This window comes from Streptomyces sp. NPDC060002, from assembly GCF_042737245.1.
GTDB lineage: Bacteria > Actinomycetota > Actinomycetes > Streptomycetales > Streptomycetaceae > Streptomyces.
Genome location: NZ_JBHWUW010000051.1, coordinates 1 through 17,041 on the forward strand (window position 1 = coordinate 1; position 17,041 = coordinate 17,041).

At 70.0% G+C, this 17,041-nt stretch carries 13 protein-coding genes; 5 read left to right on the forward strand and 8 right to left on the reverse strand.

From position 1 onward, the window contains the following. Positions 1-170: 170 nt before the first annotated feature. The 3 genes from obgE to rplU form a co-directional block, all read right to left on the reverse strand. Positions 171-1,607, reverse strand: a complete 1,437-nt coding sequence (obgE, locus tag ACFWBD_RS32650) for a GTPase ObgE (protein ID WP_385674832.1) — start codon at positions 1,605-1,607, stop codon at positions 171-173. 112 nt (positions 1,608-1,719) lie between these two features. Beyond that, entirely contained in the window at positions 1,720-1,974 is a 255-nt protein-coding gene (gene rpmA / locus ACFWBD_RS32655; protein WP_007381992.1) for a 50S ribosomal protein L27, read from the reverse strand. A gap of 14 nt (positions 1,975-1,988) precedes the next feature. Further along, positions 1,989-2,309, reverse strand: coding sequence for a 50S ribosomal protein L21 (rplU, locus tag ACFWBD_RS32660; protein WP_006374708.1), 321 nt, complete (start codon positions 2,307-2,309; stop codon positions 1,989-1,991). A gap of 633 nt (positions 2,310-2,942) precedes the next feature. Between rplU and ACFWBD_RS32665 the strand changes: the two genes are divergently transcribed. The 5 genes from ACFWBD_RS32665 (at position 2,943) to ACFWBD_RS32685 (ending at position 10,251) form a co-directional block, all read left to right on the forward strand. Further along, positions 2,943-4,613 (forward strand): D-glucuronyl C5-epimerase family protein, encoded by a 1,671-nt coding sequence (locus tag ACFWBD_RS32665; protein ID WP_385674835.1) that lies wholly within the window; start codon positions 2,943-2,945, stop codon positions 4,611-4,613. A gap of 103 nt (positions 4,614-4,716) precedes the next feature. Continuing rightward, complete coding sequence (locus tag ACFWBD_RS32670) at positions 4,717-5,319, forward strand: acyltransferase (protein ID WP_385674838.1); 603 nt, start codon at positions 4,717-4,719, stop codon at positions 5,317-5,319. A gap of 233 nt (positions 5,320-5,552) precedes the next feature. Next, positions 5,553-6,656, forward strand: a complete 1,104-nt coding sequence (gene wecB, locus ACFWBD_RS32675) for a non-hydrolyzing UDP-N-acetylglucosamine 2-epimerase (protein WP_385674841.1) — start codon at positions 5,553-5,555, stop codon at positions 6,654-6,656. A 200-nt stretch (positions 6,657-6,856) separates the two neighbouring features. Further along, on the forward strand, positions 6,857-8,101 hold the full coding sequence (locus ACFWBD_RS32680) for a glycosyltransferase (RefSeq protein ID WP_385674946.1): 1,245 nt from the start codon (positions 6,857-6,859) through the stop codon (positions 8,099-8,101). Beyond that, the gene (locus tag ACFWBD_RS32685; protein WP_385674844.1) at positions 8,098-10,251 is read left to right on the forward strand and encodes a glycosyltransferase family 1 protein; all 2,154 of its coding nucleotides are present in this window, start codon (positions 8,098-8,100) and stop codon (positions 10,249-10,251) included. The genes ACFWBD_RS32680 and ACFWBD_RS32685 overlap by 4 nt, the downstream gene beginning before the upstream one ends. 100 nt (positions 10,252-10,351) lie before the next feature. On the opposite strand, the gene galE is transcribed toward ACFWBD_RS32685, so the two are convergent. The 5 genes from galE to ACFWBD_RS32710 form a co-directional block, all read right to left on the reverse strand. Next, positions 10,352-11,320, reverse strand: coding sequence for a UDP-glucose 4-epimerase GalE (gene galE, locus ACFWBD_RS32690; RefSeq protein ID WP_385674847.1), 969 nt, complete (start codon positions 11,318-11,320; stop codon positions 10,352-10,354). Between the two features lie 72 nt (positions 11,321-11,392). Then, positions 11,393-12,676 (reverse strand): nucleotide sugar dehydrogenase, encoded by a 1,284-nt coding sequence (locus ACFWBD_RS32695; RefSeq protein WP_385674850.1) that lies wholly within the window; start codon positions 12,674-12,676, stop codon positions 11,393-11,395. Between the two features lie 9 nt (positions 12,677-12,685). After that, positions 12,686-14,395 (reverse strand): glycosyltransferase family 2 protein, encoded by a 1,710-nt coding sequence (locus tag ACFWBD_RS32700; protein WP_385674853.1) that lies wholly within the window; start codon positions 14,393-14,395, stop codon positions 12,686-12,688. A gap of 110 nt (positions 14,396-14,505) precedes the next feature. Beyond that, a complete protein-coding gene (locus ACFWBD_RS32705) occupies positions 14,506-15,531 on the reverse strand; it encodes a Gfo/Idh/MocA family protein (protein WP_385674856.1) in 1,026 nt (341 codons plus the stop codon). Continuing rightward, positions 15,528-16,643 (reverse strand): DegT/DnrJ/EryC1/StrS family aminotransferase, encoded by a 1,116-nt coding sequence (locus ACFWBD_RS32710; protein ID WP_385674859.1) that lies wholly within the window; start codon positions 16,641-16,643, stop codon positions 15,528-15,530. The genes ACFWBD_RS32705 and ACFWBD_RS32710 overlap by 4 nt, the downstream gene beginning before the upstream one ends. Between the last annotated feature and the right edge of the window lie 398 nt (positions 16,644-17,041).

The window sequence follows — 17,041 nt, forward strand, 5'->3', positions numbered from 1 at the left end:
TCTTTGGGCCGCGGTGATGGTTTGTTTTTTCCCCCCCCGGTGGTTCCCCCAACCCGCCCCCCCAGTTTGCCCGGGGGGGGGCGGGGCCGACGGACGGCCGGCCACCACGGGTCCGGAAGACGAAGCCGGAGGAACCGGCCGGCCCAGAAGGGCTAGAAGGCCCAGAAGGGCTAGAAGGGCTCGAAGCCCTCGAACTCCTCGGCCGCCTCGTCCCGTTCGGCCTGCTTGTCCCGGCGGCGCGTGGTCGCGGGACGCGGCTCCTCGAAGCGGTGGTCCTCGCCTCGGCGGCCGAGCATCTCGGCGCCGGCCGTCACCGACGGCTCCCAGTCGAAGACGACCGCGTTGTCCTCGGGACCGATGGCGACGCCGTCGCCGCCCCGGGCGCCCGCCTTCATCAACGCGGCCTCGACACCGAGGCGGTTGAGCCGGTCGGCGAGATAGCCGACGGCCTCGTCGTTGTTGAAGTCGGTCTGGCGCACCCAGCGTTCGGGCTTCTCGCCCCGGACGCGGTACAGGCCGTCCTCCTCCAGCGTGACGGTGAAGCCGGTGTCGTCGACCGCCTTCGGACGGATGACGATCCGGGTCGCCTCCTCCTTCGGCTTGGCCGCGCGCGCGGCGCCCACCATCTCGGCGATGGCGAAGGACAGCTCCTTCAGTCCCATGTGGGCGACCGCGGACACCTCGAAGACGCGGTAGCCGCGCGCCTCCAGATCCGGGCGGACCATCTCGGCGAGGTCCTTGCCGTCCGGTACGTCGATCTTGTTCAGCACCACGAGCCGCGGCCGGTTGCCGAGTCCGCCGTACTGCTTGAGCTCCTCCTCGATCATGTCGAGGTCGGAGAGCGGGTCGCGCTCGGACTCCAGGGTCGCCGTGTCCAGCACGTGCACGAGGACGCTGCACCGCTCGACGTGGCGCAGGAACTCCAGGCCCAGGCCCTTGCCCTGGCTGGCGCCCGGGATCAGGCCCGGCACGTCGGCGATCGTGTAGACCGTGGAGCCGGCCGTCACGACGCCCAGGTTCGGGACGAGGGTCGTGAACGGGTAGTCCGCGATCTTCGGCTTGGCGGCGGACAGGACGGAGATCAGCGAGGACTTGCCCGCGCTCGGGTAGCCGACGAGGGCCACGTCGGCGACCGTCTTCAGCTCCATGACGATGTCCTGGAGGTCACCGGGCACGCCGAGCAGCGCGAAGCCGGGCGCCTTGCGGCGGGCCGACGACAGCGCCGCGTTGCCGAGGCCGCCGCGGCCGCCCTGGGCGGCGATGTACGAGGTGCCGTGGCCGACCAGGTCCGCCAGCACGTTGCCGGCCTTGTCCTGGATCACGGTGCCGTCCGGGACCGGCAGGATCAGGTCCTGGCCGTCCTTGCCCGAGCGGTTGCCGCCCTCGCCGGGCTTGCCGTTGGTGGCGTTGCGGTGGGGCTTGTGGTGGTAGTCGAGGAGCGTGGTGACCGACTGGTCGACGACCAGGATCACATCGCCGCCACGGCCGCCGTTGCCCCCGTCGGGGCCACCGAGCGGCTTGAACTTCTCACGGTGGACGGAGGCACAGCCGTGGCCTCCGTTACCCGCGGCGACATGGAGTTCGACGCGGTCCACGAAGGTGGTCATGGTAGGTGCCTCCAGCACTGCGAAAACGTACGGGTTTCTTCTTGCCTAACACGCGAAAGGCGGACCCGCCTTCCCACACGGGAAGTGAGGTCCGCCTCGCGAAAGCTTCCGATCAGGCGACCGGAACGATGTTCACGACCTTGCGGCCACGGTGGGTACCGAACTCCACCGCACCGGCGTTCAGCGCGAACAGCGTGTCGTCGCCGCCACGGCCGACGCCCGCGCCGGGGTGGAAGTGCGTGCCGCGCTGGCGGACCAGGATCTCACCAGCGTTGACGACCTGACCGCCGAAGCGCTTCACGCCGAGCCGCTGGGCATTGGAGTCGCGACCGTTCCGGGTGGACGATGCGCCCTTCTTGTGTGCCATGTCTCCTCAGTCCCTTACTTCGCAGCCGCGGGGATCTCAGTGACCTTGATCGCCGTGTACTGCTGGCGGTGGCCCTGACGACGGCGGTAGCCGGTCTTGTTCTTGTAGCGAAGGATGTCGATCTTGACGCCCTTGTGGTGGTCCACGATCTCGGCCTGGACCTTGATGCCGGCCAGCACCCACGGGTCGCTGGTCACAGCGTCGCCGTCGACAACGAGCAGGGTCGAGAGCTCGACCGTGTCGCCAACCTTGGCAGTGGAAATCTTGTCAACCTCAACGATGTCGCCGACAGCAACCTTGTGCTGGCGACCACCGCTGCGCACGATGGCGTACACGCTGATCTCACTCTCTCGCTCTGGGACCGCATCCCCGCAGTCCAGCCGCCCGGGAACGAACACGGACGGCCTCTCCCGACCACCGGGGTAACCGGCACCCGGAAGGAAGAGGGTTTACGGGGATGTGACATGTCAGCCGACACGCCGAGGGTCAAGGCTACGGGCCCCGGCTTGAGGGGTCAAACCGGGCCCGATCCCGCCACCTCGGCTCTGATCGTCTTCCGGCCCCCCGGCCTCGCACGCAGGGGACATGCCGCCGTCGGGACCCTGCCGGAAACCGGAGCTCGGCGTTCCCGATCACCCGCGACACGCGCACGTCTCCACCATCAGCCTCTCCGCCAACCTCTCCGCCGGATCACGGTTCCATCACGGAACCCCCTCGGCCCTCGCCGGATATCCCGCGACGCACCGAAATGCCCCAACTGCCCCTCGATCCCCTTCGATTGAACTTCTCCTGACCGTCACGGAAACACACAGGTTTCACATACGATCCACATTCACTGTCAATCAAGATCAACTATTGATCATGGCCGATCAACACCCTTGGGGGGGACCAGAGTTATGGCTGGAAAGAGGCGTGCCGAAATCGGCCGGAGACGTTTCATACGGCTGGCCGGAGGAGGCGCCGCGGGGGTGGCGGTCGTGGGAGGCGGGGCCGTCACCGCGATGGCCACCGGGGTGTTCGAGTCACCGACGCCGCCGGACCCGTTCGCCAACATGCCGCGGTCGATCGCGCTGAGCCTGCCGTCCGGCACGGGCGGGGAGTCCATACCCGTACCGCCGCTGCCGGACCCGCTGGAAGGCGGCAGCGTCAGCGAGCCGAGCGCCGGCACGCGTATCCCGTACACGGGCGGCACGCCGACCGAGACGGACGTCCCGACCACCCTGCCGTTCGAGTTCCAGAAGGCCGGCTACCAGATCGCCCCCGATCTGCCGGAGGCCATGCGGCCGTGGCGCAACCGGGCCACCACCTGGGCCAACGCCAACCTCTCGGCGGGGGACTACCACCTGAACTCCGACGGCGTGTACATGAAGTACACGGCCGACGGGAAGTCCTACGACCACCCCGTGGGGCAGATCCAGTTCGGCCTCGGCTGCATCACCAGCTACCGCGTCGAGACGGACCCGGCCCGCAAGGCCGTGTTCCTCAAGCGCGCCAAGGCCCAGGCCGACCGGCTGATCGCCAAGCGGGTCGAGACCCGCGGCGCCTGGTACTTCCCGTACCCGTTCGACTTCACCCACGCCGAGCACAGCGGTGTCGTCTACAAGGCGCCCTGGTACTCCGGCATGGCTCAGGGCGAGGCGATCAGCCTCTTCGCCCAGCTCGCCGCCCTGGAGGACGGGCTCAGCGCGGACGAGCGGGCCCTGTACCGGACGGCGGCCGACGGTGCCTTCGCCTCCCTGCTGCGCGCCGACAACACGAACCCGTGGGTGGTGAACAAGGACAAGGCGGGCTACCTCTGGATCCAGGAGTACCCGTTCAAGACGGCCGGCACGGGCGACTACACGTACAACGGCATGATCTTCGCCATGTTCGGCGTCTGGGACTACCACCAGCTGACCGGCAACGAGCTCGCCGCCCAGCTGTACGACGGCGCCTGCACGACGATCGCCCGGTACTTCACCCTGCTGCGCAACCCGCGCTGGTTCTCGTACTACTGCCAGACGCACCGGATTCCGGCGAACACCTATCACCACCACCACATCACGCTGTGGCAGCAGCTGAACTGGCAGACCAACAGCTCGGTCTTCGCCCACCAGCTCGACATGCTGATCGAGGACGTCCCGCCGGGCGTGAAGTCCGGCTCGGTGATCGCGATCGCCGCCGGCACGCACACCCTGTACAAACTGGACACCAAGGCCGACGGCAGCTGGGTCAAGGCCAAGGCGGACAAGATCCTCAGCTCGAAGAAGGTCGTCTTCGCCCGGGCCACCCAGGCTCCGATCGACATGCGGCGGCGCATCCAGGGCGCGGGCGTCTGGTACCGGATCAACGCCGGAGCGTACAAGGGCTACTGGATCGGGGAGGCCTACCCGAAGGTGTTCCTGCGCGGTGAGCACGTCACCGTCGCCTACCGGGTGCCGCGCACGCTCACGATCGCCGCGAACGCCTCCGTCGAGGCGATCAGCTTCGGCACCAACGGTGTGGCCGGCACGCTCAAGACGCTGAAGTACTCCTCGGCGCACACCCTCCAGTTCGACCGCAGGGCGGTCGTGAACGGGCGGTCGATGCTGCGGATCGCCTCGGAGGAGTTCGCCGGGTACTGGATTCCCGCCAACCAGGTCACCACCGACGGACACTGATCGACACGGTTCGAGCCGGTACGCGTCAGGGGCCGCCCCCATCGAACGGGCGGCCCCTCCCCGTATGCTCGCGATGCGTAGCCAGACACCGGAAGGCGGAGAAGTGAACTACAGGGTCCAGCCCAGCGCCCAGGTCGACGCGGGTGCCGAGATCGGCGCCGGGAGCAGCGTGTGGGACCTCGCGCAGATCCGGGAGGGCGCGCGGCTCGGCGAGGGCTGCGTGGTCGGCCGTGGGGCGTACGTCGGTTCCGGTGTCCGCATGGGCGACAACTGCAAGCTCCAGAACTACGCGCTGGTCTACGAGCCGGCCGAGCTCGGCGACGGCGTCTTCATCGGCCCCGCCGTGGTCCTCACCAACGACCACAACCCGCGCTCCGTGGATCCCGAGGGCAAGCAGAAGCGCGGCGGCGACTGGGAGGCCGTCGGCGTGCGGATCTCCGACGGGGCGTCCATCGGGGCGCGTGCCGTGTGTGTCGCGCCCCTCACCGTCGGCCGCTGGGCGATGGTCGCCGCGGGCGCCGTCGTCACCAAGGACGTGCCGGACTTCGCGCTGGTCGTGGGCGTCCCGGCCCGCCGCGTGGGATGGGTCGGACGGGCCGGCGTCCGGCTCGTCGAACGAGAGGGTGAGCCCGGCGTGTGGGAGTGCCCGCAGAGCGGCGCCCTCTTCGACGAGAAGGACGGGACACTGGTCGAGCGCACCGCGTAACGACCCGTCCGTGTTGACCCGGTTTACGTACCTGTAAACGCAAGGTTCACGAAATCGTTATGCGAGTGAGCCGGAGCCCGAAAGCCGTGTTCTGACCACGGCTTGGACGGACATGGACAGGACGCGCTCCCCCCTCAGGGCAACCCACCGCGGATCCGACGCGTCCAACCCTTTGCCTACCATTCCCTTTGCTCACGAACCCCACCTTCCCGCCCCCAGTAGAAGAGTGCTCTGTGAAAGTCATCAGCATCGTCGGTGCCCGTCCCCAGTTGGTGAAGCTCGCCCCCATCGCGGCCGCCTTCGCGGGAACCGAGCACGAGCACGTCATCGTGCACACCGGGCAGCACTACGACGCCGACCTCTCGGACGTCTTCTTCTCCGGACTCGGCATCCCGGATCCCGACGTCCACCTCGGCGTCGGCTCCGGCAGCCACGGCGTGCAGACGGGCGCCGTCCTCTCCGCGCTCGACCCGGTCCTCGACCGTGAGCAGCCCGACTGGGTGCTCGTCTACGGCGACACCAACTCCACCATCGCCGGTGCGCTGTCGGCCGTGAAGATGCACCTGCCCGTGGCACACCTGGAGGCGGGCCTGCGCTCCTTCAACCGGCGGATGCCGGAGGAGCACAACCGCGTCCTCACCGACCACAGCGCCGACCTGCTCCTCGCACCGACCGAGGAGGCCATGCGCCACCTCGCGAACGAGGGCCTCGCCGACCGCGCCCGGCTGGCCGGCGACGTGATGGTCGACATCTGCCTGCGCATCCGCGACCAGGTCCGCGCCGGCGAGTTCCCCGCGCCGGAACTGCCCGAGGGCATCGACCCGACGCAGCCCTTCCTGCTGGCGACCCTGCACCGCCCGGACAACACCGACGACCCCGCGCGGCTCGCCCGGATCGTCGACTCGCTGGCCAAGCTGCCGGTGCCGGTGGCGCTCGCCGCCCACCCGAGGCTCGTCGCCCGCGCCCACGAGCACGGCATCGACCTGTCCCAGGGCAACCTGCACGTCGGCCGCCCGCTGCCGTACGCGAGCCTGGTCGCCGCCGTGCTGGCCTCCGTGGGCGTGGTGACGGACTCCGGCGGTCTCCAGAAGGAGGCGTTCCTGCTGGAGCGCATCTGCACCACGATCCGCCCGGAGACGGAGTGGGTGGAAACCGTCAACACCGGGTGGAACGTCCTTGTACCCGACCCGCACACGCTGTCGCCCCAGGAATGGGCCGAGACCGTGACCCGTGCCGTGCCGACCGACGACCCCGGCATCCCGTACGGCGACGGCCGCGCGGCGCACAACGTCGTCCGTCTCATGGAGGAATGGAAGGGGGGCAGCCGGCTCGCCTGACATGAGCAGCGGAACCGGGGAGCGTGGCCGTCCGCCTGCGAACGGCCACATGTGACCCACAGTCCGTGCATGTCAGCGTGCTAGCGTCAACCGCTATGTCATCGTCTCCCCCGTCCGGGCCGCCTGCGGAAGGCAAGCGACCGCACGTCATCTATCTCGCCATCGGCTTCCCGCCCGCCGCCAAGAGCTCCACCTACCGGATGCGCGAGACCGCCAACCAGTTCGTGAGGGTCGGCTGGGACGTCACGGTCGTCAACATCGCCCGGGAGTCCTGGGAACTCGACTCGGGCATCGACCTCTCGCTGCTGGACCAGGTCGATCCCCAGGTGAAGATCGTCGAGCTGCCGCTGGCGCGCGAGGATCTCGAGACGGACATCCGCCTCTTCGACGAGGCGCGTGCCCTCGACCCCAACGGCTGGGTCGCCAAGCTCCGCAAGCGCCAGACGGAGAACTTCCCCGAGCCGAACTTCGGTGAGTGGCGCGACGACCTCGAGCAGGCCGTGCTGCGCATCCACCGGGAGCACCCGGCGGACCTGGTGCTCGCCAGCTGTGTGCCGTACGTGAACCTCGCCGCGGCCTGGAAGCTGTGGGAGGACGCGAAGGTGCCGTACGCGGTGGACTTCCGCGACGGCTGGTCCATCGACGTCATCGACGGCGTCGAGGCCTTCGCCCGCGACTCCGCCGAGGGCCGCTGGGAGCAGAAGATCCTGGACCACGCGGCGTCGCTGTGGGTCGTCAACGACCCCATCGCCGAGCACTACCGGGCGCGTTACCCCGCGTTCGCGGACCGCGTGCACGTCGTCCGCAACGGCTACGACGCGGACAGCTCGCCGGGCCGGTCGCACAGCCCGGACCCCGACGCCGGACTCGTCTTCGGCTACCTCGGCACGGTCAACTTCACCGTCCCGCACCTGGAGACGGTGCTGAACGCCTGGCGTGCGGCCCGTGCGAAGGAGCCACTGCTGGCGAACGCGCGCTTCGAGCTGCGCGGCCATCTCGGCAACGGCGCCACCCGCGGGGCGAACCGGCACGCCGAGGTCTTCAAGGAGGCCGAGGCCGACGGCGTCGTCTTCGGCGGTCCCGCCGCCAAGGCCGAGGTCTCCTCGATCTACGCCCGCTGGGACGCCATGGTGCTGATCCTCATCGGCGGCCGGTTCGTGACCTCCGGCAAGGTGTACGAGTACATGGCGACCGGCCTGCCGATCGTGTCGGCGCACGCCGTCGAGCACGACGCCTCGAACGTGCTGAGGGGCCACCCGCTGTGGACCGGCGCCCCCGGCATCGACGAGGCGGGCCTGACCGAGTCCTTCATCAAGGCCGCCCGCATGGCGGTCGAGACCACCGACGAGGAGCACGCCGACGCGATGGCCCACGCCGACCAGTTCACTCGTGAGGCGCTGATGTCCGTCGCCGTCAAGAACCTTGTCGAGGAGCTCGCCAAGTGACCGAAGTCCTGCTCGTGGCGTCCGTCAGACCGAATTTCGGCGTGCTCGCCGACACGGTGCGCAAGTTCAACGCCCAGGGCGCGCGCGTGCACCTGGCGGGCATGTTCCACCTGGAGGCCGAGGGCGTCCCGGAGGAACTCGCCCAGGTCGAGCTGGCCGGTGCGCACCAGCTGCCGCGCACGCTCAAGCACCGCAGCCAGGCAGTGCGCCGCCGGCTCGGCAAGGCCCCGCGCGGCCTGCGCAACTGGACCCAGGTACGGAGCGACTCGTGGCTGCGCTCCCACGGCCGCAAGGCCGACGTGCTCGTCGCCCTGGACGTGGCCGCCGTGTACACGGTGTGGCGGCTCGCCGAGTACAACCGCACCGCCGCGGCCAGGTTCGGGCTCGCGCCCGCGCTGAAGGCCGTCGAGGAACTCAAGGCACAGGGCGGCACCACGGCCCGCCACTCCACCGTCCTGCCGCCGCTGAGCGCCGTCGCGCGTGATGTGAAGCGCTCGGTCGACCGGCTGCCCGCGCAGCTGGTGCGCACCGTTACCCCGCGGCCCGTGATGCGTTCCGGCGTCGGCGCCCGACTGTGGCGTTCGGCCGTGACCGCGCCCGGCATGCCCATAAAGGTGCGCGCCGCGACCTCGCGGTACGTCGCCGAGGGCATGCAGTGGGCGGGCCGCACCAGCGGTGCCGCGCTCACCCTCGCGGACGCCGCCTCGAAGATCCCCGACCTCCAGCTGCGGGCGGACCTCTACAACGAGGGCGTCATGCAGGAGCTGAAGAAGGGCATCAGCCCCCGCTTCCTGGGCAAGGCGGTCGCGGCCCAGCTCGCGAACGCCGACGCGCTCTTCGCCGAGGGCAGGACCGCCGAGGCGGCCGAGGCGCTCAACCGCACCCTGTTCCTGCACTTCCACCGGGTGCTGCACATCGACCAGTTGTCGTCGCCGCTGGCGAAGGACGCCGAGGGCTTCGTCGCCCCGCTGCACCGCTCCAAGGCGTTCCAGGCACTGAGCCGCCCGCGCGGCCGCAAGGTGCCCGCCGCGCCCGCCCCCACCGACCGCCCGCTGCGGCTGCTGGTGACGACGAGCGCCAACGACAACTTCCTGCACCTGATCAAGGAGCACTTCGCCGACCACCCCGGCGTCGAGCTGCGCTACCTCGACCTGGCCGCGAACAAGCACCTGAAGCGGATCTCCTGGGCGGCCCCGCGCATGCTCAAGGACCGGCTGACGGGCGACACGAGCGACTACCAGGAAGAGGTGGAGCGTCTGATGCGCCCGCACCTCGACTGGGCCGACACCGTGTTCCTGGAGTGGGCGGCCGGTCCGGCCGGCATGCTCACCTCGATCGACCCGGGCGACACCCGGATCGTCGTGCGCCTGCACAGCTACGAGGCGTTCACGCGCTGGCCGCACATGACGGACTTCTCCCGGATCGACGACCTCGTCTTCGTCGCCCCGCACGTGAAGGACCTGACCGCCTCGCTCGTGCCGACGCTGCGCGGCGAGCAGGCCCCGCGGTTCCACCTCATCGACAACGCCATGGACCTGTCGGGCTTCAACCGCGCGAAGCCGGCCGAGGCCCGCTTCAACCTCGGTCTGATCGGCATCAGCCAGGTCGCCAAGGACCCCAAGTGGGCCCTGGACGTCCTGGAGCGGGTCCGCAGGCACGACGAGCGCTACCGGCTGCTCCTGGTCGGCGGCGACATGGACCCGAAGACCAGCCAGGCCACCAAGGACTACCTGGCCGAGTTCGAGGAGCTGCTGGCCCCGCTGGAGGAGTCCGGCGCGGTGGTCCGGCTCGGCGCGACGGACGACGTCCCGTCGAAGCTCGTCGAGATCGGTACGGTCCTCAGCTCCTCGGTGCGCGAGGGCTGCCACGTCGGCGTGATGGAGGGCGCGGCCAGCGGTGCCGTCCCCGTCGTCCGCGACTGGCCGTTCTACGCGGGCAAGCCCAACAGCGCCCGCACCCTCTACCCCGAGGGCTGGGTCGTGGCCTCCCCCGCCGAGGCGGCCGAGCGGATCCTGAAGATCACGGCCACGGAGGAGTCCTGGCGCGGGGCGGGCAAGCTCGCCAACGAGCACGCGCTGACCGTGTGGGACTGGCCCGTGGTGCGGAAGCACTTCGAGAAGCTGTTCCTCGAAGCGGACCGGACCGGCTGAGAACGAGGCCGGCCCCTTCGCCGCATGAGTGAGGGCGCCGTATGAGTGAGGGCCCCCGGGATGATCCCGGGGGCCCTCACTCATACGCTCACTCGGGCGCTCACGGGTGCCGCAGCCGCCACCCCGCCCACGCCGACTCCACCATCTCCCGCACGCCGCGCTCCGCGCTCCAGCCGAGCTCCTGGTGGATGAGGTCGCCGGAGGCCACGACCCGGGCCGGGTCGCCCGGACGGCGGCCGGACACGTCGGGCTCGATCTCCGGGCGGCCGGCGACGTCCTGGATGACGCCGATCATCTCGGCGACCGAGACGCCCTCGCCACGGCCGATGTTGAGGACCAGCCGGGCTTCGGGATCGGCGGCCAGCCGGCGGGCGGCCGCGACATGCGCGGCCGCGATGTCCTCGACGTGGATGTAGTCGCGGACGCAGGTCCCGTCGGGGGTCGGATAGTCGTCACCGAAGATCCGGGGCGCCTCCCCCGCCTCGAGGCGCTCGAAGACCATCGGGACGAGGTTGAAGACGCCGTCGTCGCCCAGCTCGGGCGTGGCCGCGCCCGCCACGTTGAAGTAGCGCAGCGACGCGGTCGCCATCCCGTGCCGGGCGCCGACCGCCCCGACCAGCCACTCGCCGGCGAGCTTGGTCTCGCCGTAGGGGTTGATCGGCGCGCACGGCGTCTTCTCGGTGACGAGATCGACGTCGGGCATGCCGTACACGGCGGCGGACGAGGAGAACAGGAACCGGCCTACTCCCGCGGCGACGGCGGCGTCCAGCAGGACCCGCATGCCCTCGACGTTCTCGCGGTAGTAGTACAGCGGCCGGTCCACGGACTCGCCCACCTGCTTCTTGCCCGCGATGTGCACGATGCCGGTGATGCCGTGCTCGCGCAGCACCCGCTCGACGGTGTCGCCGTCGAGCACCGTGCCGACCTCCAGCACCACACCGTCCGGGAGCCGCTCGGCCCGGCCCGTGCTCAGGTCGTCGAGGACGACGACCCGCTCACCGGCGTCCGTCATCGCCTTCACGACATGCGAGCCGATGAAACCGGCGCCGCCCGTGATCAGCCAGGACATGGGAAAACCTTCCTGCACCAGGGCCCCGCCCCTGATACGGGACGGGGCCACGAGGTTGTTCGCGTACGAGCGTCAGCCGCCGATGACGACGCGGCGGACGCCCTTCCAGGCCTCCGGGTCCGTCGTACGGCGACCGTCGACCAGGACGGTGACGTCCGGCAGGTCGGCCGGGGTCAGCGTGCGGTACTCGGCGTGGTCGGCCTGGAGGATCGCCGCGGTGACCTTCTCGCCCGCGTGCGGGGTCAGGCCGTGGGCGGCGAGCTCCTCGTCGGTGTACATCGGGTCCGAGACGAAGGGCACCGCGCCCCGCGCCTTGAGGGCCTCGACGGTCGGGAAGACGCCGGAGAAGGCGGTCTCCTTCACGCCACCGCGGTAGGCGGCGCCCAGCACCAGCACGCCCACGCCGGTCAGGTCGCCGTAGGCGGCGGCCAGCAGGTCGACGGCGTACTCGGGCATCGCGGCGTTCGCCTCACGGGCGGAGCGCACGACGGTCGCGGCCGGGTCGTTCCACAGGTACATCCGCGGGTAGATCGGGATGCAGTGACCACCGACGGCGATGCCCGGCTGGTGGATGTGGCTGTAGGGCTGCGAGTTGCAGGCCTCGATGACCTTCTTGACGTCGATGCCGTTGCTGTCGGCGAAGCGCGCGAACTGGTTCGCCAGGCCGATGTTGACGTCCCGGTAGGTCGTCTCGGCGAGCTTGGCCAGCTCGGAGGCCTCGGCGGTGCCCAGGTCCCACACGCCGTTGGCCTGCGGCAGGTCGGCGCGCTCGTCGAAGTCCAGGACCTGCTCGTAGAACTCCACACCACGGGCGCTCGACGCCTCGTCGACGCCACCGACCAGCTTGGGGTAGCGGCGCAGGTCGGCGAAGACCCGGCCGGTCAGCACCCGCTCCGGGGAGAACACCAGGTGGAAGTCCTCGCCCGCGGTCAGCCCCGAGCCTTCGGCCAGCATCGGCGCCCAGCGGGTGCGGGTGGTGCCGACGGGCAGCGTGGTCTCGTAGCTGACGAGCGTGCCGGGCTTGAGGCCTTGGGCGATCGCCTTCGTCGCGGAGTCCATCCAGCCGAAGTCCGGGGTGCCCTCGGCGTCCACGAACAACGGGACGACCACGACGACGGCCTCGGACTCGGCGACGGCGGACGCGGTGTCCGTGGTCGCGCTCAGCAGGCCGGCGTCGACGGCCTGCTTCAGCTTGACGTCGAGGTCGTGCTCGCCGGGGAACGGCTCGACGCCGGCGTTGACCAGCTCGACGACCTTCTCGTTGACGTCCGCGCCGATGACCCGGTGGCCCTTGGAGGCGAACTGCACGGCCAGCGGCAGGCCGATCTTGCCGAGTGCTACTACACAGATGTTCATGGAGGGTCGCTACTTCCTTTTGGAACCGGTCGGCTTCTTGGAGCCGGTCGGCTTGGACTTCTTGGCGCCGGCGGCCCGCTTCAGGCGGCCGGCCCCGGACTTCAGTTTCCGCACGAGTCTCTCCAGCCCCCGGCGGAGCACCGTGATCTTCGGCGGGTACATCTGGGCCGTGTCGATCACGACACGCCCCTTGTCGTTCACCACGGCCGACGCCCGGTAGGGGTCCCCCTCCCGGCCCCACTGGCGGGCCAGCGGCATGGGCAGGTCCTTGCCCCGTACGGGAATCTCGTACGTCGAACCGGCCACGTCCAGGTATACCCGCACGCCCCGCTTCGCGGTGACGTACGCCAGCGGGATCCGGGCGTGCAGCACGGTGGCCGCGCCGTCCTCGGAAGGCTCGAGCGTGACCTCGCCCACCGGCGCCGGCAGGGCGTGGTCCGCCTTCAGCCGGCGCGCGCCGGGCTTGTTCGCCGACTTGGGCATGGCCTTGTCGGCGAGCCGCAGCACCGCGCCGTCGACGTCGCCGAGCACCGGCACCCGCACGGACAGCGTGTAGGTGAGCGCCTCGCCCTGCTGCTCCCAGGCGGAGGCCAGCAGCTCGGTGCCCTGGGCGAGACGGCCGGGCACGGACTCCCCGACCAGCTCGTAGACCCGGTCGGCCAGGCCGATGCGCGGGTCGCGGAAGCCGGCGTACCGGGCGTAGGCGCGTTCGCCCTCGAGGACGAACGGCGGCGCCCCGTGCTCCTTCTCCGAGCTGATCGCCTCGGCGAGCTCGTCGATCGCGCCGGCCCGGGCGAGTGCTATGCGTACCCGCCGCTTGACGTCCATCGCGTCGCGGATGCCGTCGGTGAAGTAGAGGTCGGCGAGCCGCGCGATGCCCGCGCAGATCTGCCGCTGGAGTTCGCGGTCCAGGCCGGGGAAGTCGTCCTGGACGAGCTTGGCGAGCTCCCAGGTGAAGTGCCGGCGCAGCAGCGCGTCCCGCTGGGGGCCCGCCTCGACGAGACCGGCCGTGAACTCCATGATCTCGGCTGCGGCCCGCAGCCGAGCCAGGTGGTCGGCGCGGTACGTGATGTTGCTGGCGTCACCGCGCTTGACCGCGTAGTAGCAGGTGTAGTCGGCCACCACCGAGATCTTCTTCGCGCGGACGCACGCCTCGATGGTGAACGGCTGGTCGCTGCCCACGGGCAGGTGCTCGGGGAAGCGCAGCTTGTACTTCTCGACCAGGTCCCGGCGGAACAACTTGGTGTTGGCCAGCGTGAAGGGCAGCGCGGAGTCGTACAGGCTGACGTCCGGGTCGTTCGCCTTGTACAGCGCCTGGTGCACGTACCGGCCGTTGGTGCCGACCATCTTGCCGACCACGACGTCGGAGCCGTGCTGGTCGGCGCAGTCCACCATCCGCTCCAGCGCTTCCTCACCGAGGTAGTCGTCGGAGCCGATGAAGTACACGTAACGGCCGGTGGCCACGTCCAGCGCCCGGTTGCTGGGCGCGGCCGGGCCGCCGGAGTTCGGCTGGTGCAGCACCTTGACGGTGTCCGGGTACAGCGCGGCGAATCGGTCCAGTTCGGTGCCGCTGTCGTCGGTGGAGCCGTCGTCGACGGCGACGATCTCCAGCCGCTCACGGCCGATGCTCTGCCCGACGAGGGAGTTCAGGCACTCCGTCAGGTACGGCATCGTGTTGTAGACGGCAACGACGACGCTGACGTCAGGCGCAGCACACATTCTCCGGCTCCTGGTCTCCGACAGCCGACGGCCGGCTGGGTCCTGCGGGGAAAGTCTCACAGAACATAGGAGTCCTGCCGAGCACGCACCGTTCCCCCGATGTGTGATGCTCAGCTGCCATCTGCGGCCAGATCCTCCGGCTGAAGGGACACGGTGCGGTTGCTGGTCGCCGACTCGAGGACCGCGGCCGCCACCTCGACGGTACGCATGCCCTGGCGCAGGGTACAGATGTCGGCCTGCTTGCCGAGCACCGCGTCCCGGAACAGCTCGTGCTCGACCTGGAGCGGCTCGCGCTTCGGGATGGCGTACCGGATCATGTCGCCCTCGGACACCCCGCGGAACGCCCGCAGGGCCTCCCACTCGGTGGTCACGGCGGCGTTGGAGTGGAACGTGAGGTCGGCGGTGAGCGTGTCGGCGATGAAGCAGCCCCGGTCACCGGTCACCGAGGTGAACCGCTCCTTGAGCGGGCTCAGCCAGTTCACCAGGTGGTTGACCATGGTGCCGTCGTCGAGCCGCCCCACCGCGGAGACCATGTCCTCGTGCTCACGGCCGCTCTTGGAGACGGTGTGCGCGGCGATGGACGCGTACTGGCGTCCGGTCACCCAGCCGGTGAGGTCGATGTCGTGGGTGGCGAGGTCCTTGACGACGCCGACGTCCGCGATGCGGTGCGGGAAGGGTCCCTGGCGGCGGGTGACGACCTGGTAGACGTCACCGAGCTCACCGGCCTCCAGCCGGGCACGCAGCGACATCAGCGCCGGGTTGCAGCGCTCGATGTGACCGACACCGGCCACCAGACCGCGCGACTCGAACGCCTCGACGAGACGACGGGCGCCGTCGACGGTGTCGGCGACCGGCTTCTCGACCAGCGCGCACACGCCGGCCTCGGCGAGCGCCAGACCGACCGGCTCGTGCAGAGCGGTGGGGCAGGCCACGACGGCGTAGTCCACGCCGAGGGCGATGAGCTCCTCGACGGTGTTCAGGATCGGCGCGCCCTGGGCGGCACCGAACTTGTCGCCCATCGGGTCGACGACGCCGACGAGGTCGACGCCCTCCAGACCCGACAGGACGCGGGCGTGGTGACGCCCCATGGAACCGAGGCCGACGAGTCCCGCTCGCAGCGACTTCCCGGTACTCACAGTTGCTCCCCCAGAGCATTGACGGCGGTGACGATGCGCTCCAGGTCCTGTGCGGACAGGGCCGGGTGCACGGGCAGGGACACGACCTGGGCGGCCGCGCGGTCCGTCTCGGGCAGGTCCCAGTCACGGCCCGCCTTCTGGTCCGGCTCCCAGTACGGCTTCAGCCGGTGGATGGGAGTCGGGTAGTACACGGCGTTGCCGATGCCGGCCTCGGTCAGCTTGGCCATGGCGGCGTCGCGGTCACCCAGGACGCGCAACGTGTACTGGTGGTAGATGTGCCGAGCGCCCTCGGCGACCTTCGGCGTGACCACGTTGGGCGCGGTGATGTGCTCGGTGAGGTACGCGGCGTTGGCGATGCGCTGCTCGGTCCAGCCGGTCAGCTTGCCGCGCTGGACGCGGCCGATGGCGGCGGACACGTCCGTCATGCGCACGTTGGCGCCGACGATCTCGTTGGCGTAGCGCTTCTCCATGCCCTGGTTGCGCAGCAGGCGCAGGGTGCGGGCGGTCTCCGCGTCCCCGGTGGAGATCATGCCGCCCTCGAGGCTGTGCATGTTCTTCGTCGGGTAGAAGCTGAAGGTGCCCGCGGCGCCGAAGGCGCCGACCGGGGTGCCGTGCAGCGCGGCCGCGTGGGCCTGGCAGGCGTCCTCGATCACGGCGAGCCCGTGCTGCTCGGCGATCGCCATGATCTTGTCCATGGCGGCCGGGTGACCGTACAGGTGCACCGGCATGATCGCGGCGGTGCGCGGCGACAGGGCGGCCTCGACCGCGGCCGGGTCCAGGCAGTACGTCTCCGGGTCGATGTCGACGAAGACCACGTCGGCGCCGACCAGCCGCACCGCGTTGGCGGAGGCGGCGAAGGAGAACGACGGCACGATGACCTCGTCGCCCGGGCCGAGACCGAGGGCGAGGAGCGAAAGGTGCAGCGCGGAGGTTCCGGAGTTGACCGCGACGCAGTGACGCCCGTCGACGAACTCCGAGAACTCCTCCTCGAAGGCGGCCACCTCGGGCCCCTGGACGACCATGCCGCTGCGCAGCACGCGCACCGCGGCCTCGATCTCCTCCTCGCCGATCACGGGTTTGGCGGCCGGTATGAACTCATGGGCGTCGGTCATCGACATCCCCTCCTCTACGGCGACCTCTTAGCCGCACCACGTCTTGCATGGTCGGGAAGAGACCGTGTCGATGCTCAGCACGGCCGCATCCCTGGTTGTCCGCCGATGCCGGTGAGCGGGGCGGACGGGTTGTACACAGGACCCCGCCCCCTGAGGGCTCCTTGCGGGAAGTCGGCCGTGTCCGGTTGGAAGACCGGATGTGCTCATCGGCCGGGGTCACGGTGTGCATGTCATTGGCCACCGGGACCACAGTGCACGTTACCAGCACGCGGACGGCGATTTTCCCTAGGGTTACCACAGTGAAACTCACAGAGAGCGTGCGCTCCGTCACAAGCGAGAACCGGACGACACAGAGTAACTCGCTGCTGAACGCAATGCGACGCGGGCACCCGGAGGAT

Coding starts and splice junctions, on each gene's coding strand:
- ACFWBD_RS32695 (WP_385674850.1), bottom strand. CDS start 12,676: ATGAACATCTGTGTAGTAGCACTCGGCAAGATCGGCCTGCCGCTGGCC.
- ACFWBD_RS32710 (WP_385674859.1), bottom strand. CDS start 16,643: ATGACCGACGCCCATGAGTTCATACCGGCCGCCAAACCCGTGATCGGC.
- ACFWBD_RS32680 (WP_385674946.1), top strand. CDS start 6,857: ATGCGCGAGACCGCCAACCAGTTCGTGAGGGTCGGCTGGGACGTCACG.
- galE (WP_385674847.1), bottom strand. CDS start 11,320: ATGTCCTGGCTGATCACGGGCGGCGCCGGTTTCATCGGCTCGCATGTC.
- ACFWBD_RS32700 (WP_385674853.1), bottom strand. CDS start 14,395: ATGTGTGCTGCGCCTGACGTCAGCGTCGTCGTTGCCGTCTACAACACG.
- obgE (WP_385674832.1), bottom strand. CDS start 1,607: ATGACCACCTTCGTGGACCGCGTCGAACTCCATGTCGCCGCGGGTAAC.
- rpmA (WP_007381992.1), bottom strand. CDS start 1,974: ATGGCACACAAGAAGGGCGCATCGTCCACCCGGAACGGTCGCGACTCC.